The organism is Micromonospora maritima (assembly GCF_902825405.1).
In the GTDB taxonomy this organism is placed as follows: domain Bacteria; phylum Actinomycetota; class Actinomycetes; order Mycobacteriales; family Micromonosporaceae; genus Micromonospora; species Micromonospora maritima.
Genome location: NZ_CADEAU010000340.1, coordinates 1 through 5,845, shown reverse-complemented (window position 1 = coordinate 5,845; position 5,845 = coordinate 1). Strand labels below are relative to the sequence as shown.

The window sequence follows — 5,845 nt, the reverse complement described above, 5'->3', positions numbered from 1 at the left end:
GGCCAGCGTCCTGCTCCGGCCGGGCGAGGCGGTCGCCGAGCGCGGCTGGTCGCCCGTGCCGGCCACCGGGTACGGCTGGCTGCCGTTGCTGGCCGGCGTCGCGCTGGTCGAGGCGGTACGCCTGCTGGCCGAGGTGGACGCCAAGCTGAAGTGGCCGAACGACCTGCTCGTCGACGGCGCGAAGTGCGCCGGCGTGCTGGCCGAGGCGGTGCCCGGCGACGGGGCCGCCCAACCGCCCGCGATCGTGGTCGGGGTGGGCCTGAACGTGACGCTGCGCGCCGACGAGCTGCCGGAGAACCCGACCGGACTGCCGGCCACCTCGCTCCGGCTCGCCGGCGCCACCGCCACCGAACGTCGGGTGGCCGCCCTGTGGCGTGCGGTCCTCGGCCGCGACTCGGTGGGCCTGGACGACAACTTCTTCGACAGCGGCGGCACCTCGCTGGTGGTCACCGAACTCCGGCACCGCCTGGTCCAGGAGTTCGGCCGCGAGGTGCGCCTGGCCGACCTGTTCCGCCTGCCGACCGTGCGGACCTTCGCCGGCACCCTCGACGGCACCACCACCAGCGACACCCACAGCCGGGCCGTCACCAGGGCCACCGCCCGCCGCGAGGCGATGCTCACCCGCGACGCGTGGCGCAACCGTTCGCTCGACCGCCCCACGGAGGGACAGCAATGACCGAGAGCAGGAACGAGTCGGGCCCGGGCGACCTGCCGGGCATGGGGCCGATCGCCGTGGTCGGCATGGCCTGCCGGGTGCCCGGCGCCGGTGACGTCCGCGAGTTCTGGCGGAACCTGGTCGACGGCGTCGAGTCGGTCACCTTCACCTCCCGGGAGGAGCAGCTCGCCACCGGGCTGCCGGCGGAGGAGGTGGACGACCCCGCGTTCGTGTCCGCCGTGGCCAACCTCGACGACCTGGACAAGCTCGACCACACCCTGTTCGGGATGAGCAAGCGCGAGGCGGAGGTCACCGACCCGCAGTACCGGCTGTTCCTGGAGTTGGCGCACAGCGCCCTGGAGGACGGCGGCGTCGACCCGTCCCGCTACCCCGGCGACATCGCCGTCTACGGCAGCGCGGGGGAGGAGACGTACCACTGGGAACACGTCAAGCGGAACTCCTCGATCTGGCGGTCGTCGGGAGCGTCGCTGTCGCACGTCGGCAACGGCCCCGACTACCTGGCCACGTCGGTGTCCTACCGGCTCGGCCTGCGCGGGCCCGCGATGAGCGTGCACACCGCCTGCTCCAGCTCGGGGGTGGCGATCCATCTGGCGTGCGAGGCGCTGCGCAACGCCGAGTGCGACATGGCGCTGGCCGGCGGGGTGAGCATCGAGTTCCCGATCGGCGCGGGCTACCTCTACCTGGAGGGGTCGCCGGAGTCGCCGGACGGGCACGTCCGCCCCTTCGACGCCGACGCCGGCGGCACGCTCTGGGCCAGCGGCGGCGGCGTGGTCCTGCTGAAGCGGCTCGACGCGGCGCTCGCCGACGGGGACACCGTGCACGCGGTGATCCTGGGCAACGCGGTGAACAACGACGGCAACGTCAAGGTGTCGTTCAGCGCGCCCAGCCAGGAGGGCCAGGCCACCGCCGTGCAGCAGGCGCTCGCGGTCGCCGACGTCGACCCGCGCACGGTGTCCTACGTGGAGGCCCACGGCACGGGGACCCTGATGGGCGACCCGATCGAGTTCGCCGCGCTCAACGACGTCTTCCGGCGCGGCAGCACCGACGTCGGTTGGTGCGCGCTCGGCTCGGTGAAGAGCAACGTCGGGCACCTCAGCCAGGGCTCGTGCGTGATCGGCCTGATCAAGACCGCGCTGGCCCTGACCCACCAGGTGATCCCGCCGTCGCTGAACTACGACCGCCCCAACCCGGCGATCGACATCGAGACCAGCCCGTTCCGGCTGAACTCGACCCTGTCGAAGTGGACGGCGGACGGCGCGCCGCGCCGGGCCGGCGTCAGCTCGTTCGGCTTCGGCGGCACCAACGTGCACCTCGTCCTCCAGGAGGCTCCGGAAGCACGGATCACCGCCCCCCGCGAGCGACACCTGCTCCAGGTGTCCGCGCGTACCGAGACGGCACTGCGCGCGGCCACCGCCCGGCTCGCCCGCCACCTGACCGACAACCCGACCCTGGACCTCGGCGACGTGGCGTACACGCTGCGGACCGGACGGCGGGAGCACGCGCACCGCGCCGCCGTGGTCGTCGCCGACGCGGCCGACGCGGTGGCGGGGCTCAACCACGCCCGGCGGCTGCTCCGGGGCACGGCCGGACCGGCGCGGGTGGGGTTCCTCCTGCCCGGTCAGGGCTCCCAGTCCCCGGGCATGGGGGCCCGCCTGTACCAGCGGGAACCGGTCTTCGCCGCGGCGGTCGACGAGTGCGCCGACCTGCTCCGGCCGCACCTGGAGGTCGACATCCGGGAGGTGGCGTTCGACCCGGACCGGGCGGACCTGCTGGCGCAGACCCGTTACACCCAGCCCGCCGTGTTCGTCGTCGACTACGCGCTGGCCCTGCTCTGGCGCTCCTGGGGGGTGGAACCCGCGGCGATGGTGGGGCACTCCGTCGGCGAGTACGTGGCCGCCGCCCTCGCCGGGGTCTTCCACCTGGCGGACGCCCTGCGGCTGGTCGCGGCACGGGGCGAGCTGATGCAGTCGCTGCCCCCGGGCCGGATGCTCGCCGTGGGCCTCGGCGAGGCCGAGGTGAGCCCGATGCTGCCCGCCGGGTTGACCGTCGCCACCGTCAACGCCCCGGGCTCCTGCGTGGTGGCCGGGCCGCCGGAGGCGGTCGAGGAGTTCGCCCGGCGGCTGCGCGCCGACGACGTGTCGGCCAAGCAGCTGCGCACCTCGCACGCGTTCCACTCGGCCATGGTCGACCCGATCCTGCCCGACTTCCGGGCGGTGGTCGCCTCGGTGCCGATGCGGGCGCCGGCCCTGCGCTACCTGTCCGACCTGACCGGTGACTGGATCACCGACGCGCAGGCCACCGACCCCGACTACTGGACCCGTCACCTGCGCGAGCCGGTCCGGTTCGACGCCTGCCTGGCCACCCTGCGCGAGGACGGCCCGTGGGCGCTGGTGGAGTGCGGTCCGGGACGGCAGCTGTCCGGGCAGGCCCGCCGGCAGCTCGCCGAGGGCAGCCCCGCTCCGGTGCAGAGCCTGCCGGGCCAGGGCGACAAGGCCACCGACGAGGAGACGCTGTACGGCGCCGCCGGTCGGCTCTGGGTGTCCGGGGTGTCGCTGGCCGCCGAGGCGTGCGGCGGGGTCGCCCGGCGGGTGTCGCTGCCGCACTACCCGTACGAGCGGATCCGGCACTGGGTCGACCCGGACCCGCAGCCCGAGCGGGTCGCGGCCCCGACGTCGGCGCTCGCGCCGGAGACAACCGCGGCAACGGTCGCCGACGTCCGGGTCGAGCCGGCCGGCGGGCTCGACGACTGGTTCAGTGTGCCGGGTTGGCGGCTCGCCACGGCGCCCGCCGGGCGGCCCGCCCTGCCCGGGCGGTGTGTGGTCCTCAGCCCCGCGAGCGGGGCCGCCGGGCTGGCCGACCGGCTCCTCGCGATGGGTGTCGACGTCCAGGAGGTGGTCGCCGGCGCCTCCTTCGGGCGCGACGAGCGGGGCCGCCACGTGCTGCGGCCGGACCGCGCCGAGGACTACGACGCGCTGGTCGCCGCCCTGGCCGTCGACGGCCTGCCGGAGCGGTTCGTCCACGCGTTCGCGGCCGGGGACGCGGTCGACCCGACCGACCCGGTCGCGGTGACCGAGGCCCAGCGCACCGGCTTCCACAGCCTGCTGGCGCTGGTGCGGGCGCTGGCCGCGGTCGATCCGGAGCGGGTGCACCTGGACGTGGTCACGATCGGCACCCAGGACGTGGTGGGCGGCGACCTGACCCGCCCGGAGCACGCCACCGTCGTCGGCGTGACCAAGGTGGCCCCCAACGAACTCGCCTGGCTGTCCGCCCGGCACGTGGACGTCGCCGCCGACGAGCCGGACCCGGTCGCGGCGGTCCTCGCCGAACTGGGCCGTCCGGCGACCGACCCGCAGGTCGCGGTGCGTCGGGGCCGCCGCTGGGTGCCGGACCACCGTCCGGTGGCGGTCGAGCCGACCGACCCGTACGGCGCGGGCCTGCGTGAGGGTGGCGTCTACCTCGTCCTCGGCGGCACCGGTGGCATCGGCATCACCGTCGCCGAGGCGTTGGCCGGGCAGTCGCGGGCCCGCCTGGTGCTGGTCTCGCGTACCGCCCTGCCGCCCCGCGCGGCCTGGGACGCCCACCTCGCCGAGCACGGCGACCGGGACCGGACCGGCCGGGCGATGGCCGCGATCCGGCGGATGGAGGAGCACGGCGCCGAGGTGCTGACCCTCGCCGCCGACGTCGCCGACGAGACCGCGCTGCGTCGGGTACGCGCCGCGACACTCGACCGGTTCGGCCGGCTCGACGGCATCCTGCACGCCGCCGGCCTGCCCGGCGGCGGCATGATCGAGGTGCGCTCCGCCGCCGCCGCCGACGCCGTGCTCGGGCCCAAGGTGACCGGGACCGTGACCCTGCGCCGGGTCTTCGCCGACCTGCCGCTGGACTTCGTGGTGCTCTGCTCGTCGGACGCGGCGGTGGCCGGCGACCTCGGTCAGGTCGACTACTGCGCCGCGAACCTGTTCAAGGACGCGTACGCGCGGTGGGCGACCGACTGGGCCCGCCGGGTCGTCTCGGTCAACTTCGGCGGTTGGCGGGAGGTCGGCATGGCCGCCGAGATCCCCGACCCGACCCGGCCGGCCGGCGAGCCCTTCGGCCACCCGGTGCTCGACACCCGTTACCCGGTGCCGGGCGGACTGCCCTGGTACGGCGGCACGCTCTCCGCGAGCACCCACTGGTTGCTCGACGAGCACCGGTCGGACGGGCGTCCGCTGCTGCCCGGGGTGACCTACCTGGAGTCGGTGCGGGCCGCGTTCGTCGACGCGGTCGCCCCGCCGCCCGGCGACCACGTGGTCGAGTTGGCCGACGTGGTGTTCGTCCAGCCGCTGGCGCTGCCCGAGGGGGCCTCCGCGCAGGTGCGGATCCAGTTCGTCCGGGAGGCCGGCGAGACCCTGCGCTTCCACGTGAGCAGCAGCCTCGGCCGGACCCACGCGCAGGGCACGGTCCGCTGGCTGCCCGCCGGTGAGCCGCCGCGGCTGGACCTCGACGCGATCCGGGGCCGGTGCCCGAAGGTGGCGGGCAACTTCACCGAGGAGGAACTCGCCTCCTCCGGCTGGTTCCGGCTCGGCCCGCACTGGCGCAACATCCGCGAGGTGCACCACGGGGACGGGCCGGACAAACTGGCCCTGCTGGAGATGCCCGACGTCGTCCGGGCCGAGGTGGACCGGATGCCCCTGCACCCGTCGGTGCTCGACGAGGCGACGGCGTTCGGCAAGAGCCCGACGATGGGCGGCTGCGTGCCGATGGGCTACGGGCGGCTGGTGATCCGGTCCCCGTTGACGCCGAGGCTCTGGGTGCACCTGCGGCTGGACGAGAGCGCCGGCGACAGCTACTTCAACGGCGACGTGACGCTCGTCGACGACGACGGCGTCGAGTTGGTCGCCGCCACCGACTTCCTGATGCGGGTGATCGACGGGCAGACCCTGGACCAGGCGCTGGGCGGCCCGGCGGCCGAGGTCACGCCGCCGCCCCCGGTGCCGGTCGGCGCGGCGCCCGCGTACGGCATCCCGCCGGCCGACGGCGTCGAGGCGCTGTACCGGGTGATCGCCCACGACCTCGGACCGCAGGTGGTGGTGTCGGCGACGCCGCTGGCGCAACTCCTGCGTCGCGGCGGCCGGACGCTGCGGGAGATGCGCCCGGCGCCGGCCGTCCCGGCTCCCCGGCCGGCGGTCG

At 75.3% G+C, this 5,845-nt stretch carries 2 protein-coding genes; both read left to right on the top strand.

The genetic code is table 11. The features are described from left to right. Positions 1-676, top strand: a 676-nt coding sequence (locus HUW36_RS35020; RefSeq protein ID WP_343044357.1) for a biotin--[acetyl-CoA-carboxylase] ligase, incomplete at its 5' end; no start/stop codon positions are given. Continuing rightward, positions 673-5,845 (top strand): type I polyketide synthase (locus HUW36_RS23775; RefSeq protein ID WP_174530211.1); only part of this gene is annotated, 5,173 nt, incomplete at its 3' end. The genes HUW36_RS35020 and HUW36_RS23775, both read left to right, overlap by 4 nt.